The sequence below is a fragment of the Paracoccus sp. (in: a-proteobacteria) genome (genome assembly GCF_030538755.1).
Taxonomy (GTDB): Bacteria; Pseudomonadota; Alphaproteobacteria; order Rhodobacterales; family Rhodobacteraceae; genus Paracoccus.
In genome coordinates, this window is sequence record NZ_JAUNTJ010000044.1 from 1 (window position 1) to 4,283 (window position 4,283).

General features: G+C 65.3%; 4 protein-coding genes and 1 pseudogene. All 5 read left to right on the forward strand.

The window, feature by feature from the left end; translation table 11 throughout:
* Positions 1–828 (forward strand): annotated as a pseudogene (locus tag Q4G14_RS14925) (hypothetical protein); the annotation flags it as partial.
* On the forward strand, positions 825–1,469 hold the full coding sequence (locus Q4G14_RS14930; protein ID WP_303362557.1) for a hypothetical protein: 645 nt from the start codon (positions 825–827) through the stop codon (positions 1,467–1,469). The pseudogene Q4G14_RS14925 and the gene Q4G14_RS14930, both read left to right, overlap by 4 nt.
* A gap of 3 nt (positions 1,470–1,472) precedes the next feature.
* Complete coding sequence (locus tag Q4G14_RS14935; protein ID WP_303362558.1) at positions 1,473–2,081, forward strand: hypothetical protein; 609 nt, start codon at positions 1,473–1,475, stop codon at positions 2,079–2,081.
* Positions 2,081–2,479 carry a hypothetical protein gene (locus Q4G14_RS14940; protein WP_303362559.1) on the forward strand — a complete coding sequence of 133 codons (399 nt, stop codon included), beginning with the start codon at positions 2,081–2,083 and terminating at the stop codon, positions 2,477–2,479. The genes Q4G14_RS14935 and Q4G14_RS14940 overlap by 1 nt, the downstream gene beginning before the upstream one ends.
* On the forward strand, positions 2,476–4,283 hold a 1,808-nt coding region (locus Q4G14_RS14945), incomplete at its 3' end, for a phage tail protein (RefSeq protein WP_303362560.1). The genes Q4G14_RS14940 and Q4G14_RS14945, both read left to right, overlap by 4 nt.

Genomic DNA, 4,283 nt, shown 5'->3' on the forward strand with positions numbered 1-4,283 from the left:
GACACGCTGGCCCACGCCACCGCTGCGGAAAAGACCAAAATCGAAGAACTGATCCGCGTGCGTCTGCGCGAAACCGACGCCATGGCCGAGGCGGAACAGAAAATGCGCGATCTGCAAAACGAAGGCCGCAGCGCGGTTCAGGGGATCGTGCAGGCGATGCGCGACGGGCAGTCGGCGGGCAATATTCTGGCCGATGTGCTGGACCGGATTTCTCGGAAACTGGCCGATATGGCGGCGAATAATCTGTCGGACGCGCTGTTCGGCAACGGGAAACAGGGCGGCGGCACGGGGCTGCTGGGCGGGTTTCTGGGCGGTCTCTTTGGCGGCAAGACCGAGGTCAAGGCCAATGCCCTGGGCGATGTGATCGGCGCGCCGACCCTTTTTGCCTATAGCAACAAGCCCGGCCAGTTGGGTGTGATGGGCGAGGCCGGGGCCGAAGCGATCATGCCGCTGACCCATGCCATGGGCGGGGGCGTCGGTGCGCTGATCGGCGGGCGCGAAACCACGCTGCCGCTGACGCGCCTGACCTCGGGCAAGTTGGGTGTCACCGTGCCCGACCGGGTGACGCCTTTCGCACGCGGCGGGGCTTTTGGCCACGTCCCCCAACCCCCGATGGATATGCGCCGGGGCCGGTCGGCCCCCCCGCAATCGGCGGGCCTGACGGGACGTTTGGAAATTTCCCTGTCGCCCGATCTGCGGGTCGAAATGCAGCAGATCGCCGGGGATGTCGCGGTCGAGGTCACCAAAACCGGCCTTGAGAAATACACCCGCCACGTCCTGCCCGATCAGGCCCGCCGCCGTGTCAAAGATGGGAGGTCGGTCGGATGACGATCCATTTTTCCGCCGCCGAGTTTTTCGACCTATTGCCGATTGCCGACATCACGTTCCATTGCCCCGCCACGACCAGCCAGTCGCGAACCGAGGCGGGCGAGGTGATCCGCGTCAATCGCGGCGCGCGGCTGTGGCGCGGCGACATCACGCTGGGCAAAATGACCCGCGAGGAAGCCGCGTTTTGCGTCACCCGGCTGGATCAGCTGACGCAGGCCGGGGCCAGTTTTATGATCTGGGACCGCCGCGCGGAATTCCCGTTGGACGATCCCGACGGGGTGATTGCTGGGCGCGAGACCCTCCTGCACACCATCAATGCGTCGGGCACGATCCGCCTTGGCGGTTTGCCCGCCCGCTATCAGCTGCAGGTGGGCGATTATCTGGGCTTTGCCTATGCCGAAAATCCGGTGCGGCACGCCCTGCATCGGGTGGTGGCCCCGACGCAAGCGTCAGTCAACGGTTTCACCCCGTCCTTTGCCATCGATCCGCCGCTGCGCCCCGGCGCGGTCACTGGCACGCCGGTGCAGCTTGCGCGCGCGGCCTGCAAGGCCGTGATCGTGCCGGGCAGCCTGACCCATGCCCCCGGTCGCGCCACGATCACCGAGGGCAGCAGTTTCTCCTTTATCCAAACTTTGCGGTGACTTATGCGCCAGACTGACCCCCTGAAAATCGCCCATCGCGCCACCCGGACCAGTATCCATGCCGATATTCTGGTCTGGATTTCGGCGCGCAATCGCACCACCGGCGCGATTGAGACCATCGGCCTCTGGTCCGGCGACGATCACCAGATATTCCGGATCGACGGTCAGGACCGGCTGTATTACGGCGCGGGCAATCTGCTGGAATGTGAGCCGATCCAAGCCACCACAGGGCTGGCGGTGCGCAGCTATGAGCTGCGTCTGGCCGCCAACAGCCCCGAAATGCAGCTGGCGATCCGGGGCTATGACCCGCGTTTCGCGCCGGTCGAAATCCACCGGGCCGAATATAACGCCGCCGGGGCGCTGTTGGGTGCGCCCGAACGCCTGTTCCGGGGCTGGATCGACGAGGCCCCCATGACCACTGGGGCCGATGGCGATGACGACGATCTGCGCCTGCGCGTGGTGTCCGAGGCCCGCGCCCTGACGCTGTTTTCCGGCGCGACCAAATCGGATGCGGTGCAATCGCGGCGCGGCGGCGACCGGTTTCGGCGCTATGGATCGGTGGTCGAGCAGGTTGAAGTCGCATGGGGCGAACATCGGCGGGGGGGCAAATAATGGCGCGCCTCATCGACTGGCAATCGCGGCTGACCGATTATCTGATCGCCACGGCCCGCACCCCGTTCCGCCCCGGCCAACAGGACTGCGCGCTGTGGGTGGCAGGCGCGGTCGCAGAGATGACCGGCGAAAACCCCGCGCCAAACGCCGATTATTCCACGATCAAAGCCGGTTTGAACGTCCTGAAATCGCTGGGCTTTGATGATCATGTGGCCTTTGTCGCGGCCCATTTCGAGGCGGTCCATCCGGCCTTTGCCCAGCCCGGCGATATTGCTGTGGTTGCGGGCGATCTGGACCAGTCGCTGGGCATTGTTCTGGGCGAAACCGTCGCCGTCCTGAAATCCTCCGGCTGGGGGCATGTCCCGGCCAGCACTGCCACGCAGGTGTTTCGCGTATGATTTTCCCCGCTCTGATCGCTGTCCTTATCTGTCTGATCGCCGCCCCGGCCCATGCAGGGCCGGTTGTCGCCGCTGTCGCCGCCATTTCCAGCTGGAAAGTCGCGGGTTTTGCCATTGGGGCAACCCTGTTGCAGGCCGGGGCCAGCTTTGCCCTCTCGGCGCTGTCGCGCGCCTTAATGCGCAAAAACGCCCCACCCCCGGCGGGGCTGCGCAGCAACGTCACCACCTCCGGGGACAACACCCCGCAGAACATTATCCTCGGCAAATATGCCACGGCGGGAAATATGGTCTGCCCGCCGATGACGCATGGCCAAGATGGCAAAACCCCGAATGCGTATCTGACCTATGTCGTCGATCTGGCGGATATGCCGCTGGCCAGTCTGGACGCCGTCTGGGTCGATGACGAACGGGTGATCCCGACCGGCACCCCCGACGCCGAAGGGTTTCGCCGTCTGGGCGGGCGCTATTCCGCGACCGCGCGGATCAAATTCTATGACGGGCGTCAGACGGCTGCTGATCCATATCTGCTGGACCGCTATGGCCGCGATCCCGACCGCCCGTGGCGGGCCGATATGATCGGGCGGGGGATCGCTTATGCCATCGTCGAATTTAAACTGGACCGGGATCTGTATAAAGGTTTCCCGCGCCTCTTGTTCGAGGTCACCGGGTCGGCACTTTACGACCCCCGCCGCGACAGCAGCGCGGGCGGCAGCGGCAGCCAGCGGTGGGACAACCCGGCGACGTGGCGACCCAGCGAAAACCCCGCCGTGCAGGTCTATAATATCCTGCGCGGCATCACGCTGGACGATTATACCCGCTGGGGCGGGACGGTCGATCCGGTCGATCTGCCGCTCGACAACTGGCGCGCGGCGATGAGCGCCTGTGACGTGCAGGTCGACGGCGAGGCCAGTTATCGCACCTCCTATGAGATTAGGGTCGGCCCCGAGGATTTGGGCGGTGACGCACCTGCCGACATCATCGACGAAATCCTGCGCGGATCGTGTGGGCAAATCATGGAATATGGCGGGGTCTGGAAGCTGCGCATGGGGGGCGTGGGCCTGCCGGTCATGGTGCTGACCGACGACGATCTGCTGATCACCGAGGATCACCAATACCGCCCGTTTTTGTCGCTGTCCGAGACGAAAAACGCCGTCCACGCCCAATATCCCGAGCCTGCCGAACGCTGGGTCGCGAAAGAAGCGCCGCCCCGCTATGCCCCCGATTTTGAAACACTGGATCAGGGGCGGCGGCTGATCGCCTCGGTCAACCTGCCCGCCACGCCCTATCCGGCGCAGGTGCAGCGCATGATGAAATTCATGCTGGCCGAGGAGCGGCGCTTTGCGCATCACGATCTGCCGCTGCCGCCCGATTTTGCAGCACTGGAGCCGCTGGATGCAGTGGCGTGGACCAGTGCGCGCAACGGCTATACCAACAAGGTTTTTGAGATCGGCGGCAAATCCGACGATCTGCGCAGCATGATCCAGCGCGTCACCCTGCGCGAAAGGGACGCCGCAGACGTCGCGTGGCGGCCCAGCGATCTGTTGCCCAGCGCCCCGGTCCCGATCCGCCGCCTGCCGCTGGCCCCGCAGATGGTCCCCGGCTGGAACGCGGTCGGGGACGCGGTCAAGGACCGCGCGGGGGCATCCCGCCGCCCGGCCGTGCGGCTGACCTGGGAAAATGACCTGCCGGATGTTGCCGCAATTCTGTGGGAAATCCGGGTCAAAGGTCGCACCGATCTGGCCGCGAAAGGGACCGCCCATGACGTCGCGGCGGGCGGGGTGCTGGTCACCCAAGGCATCCTGCC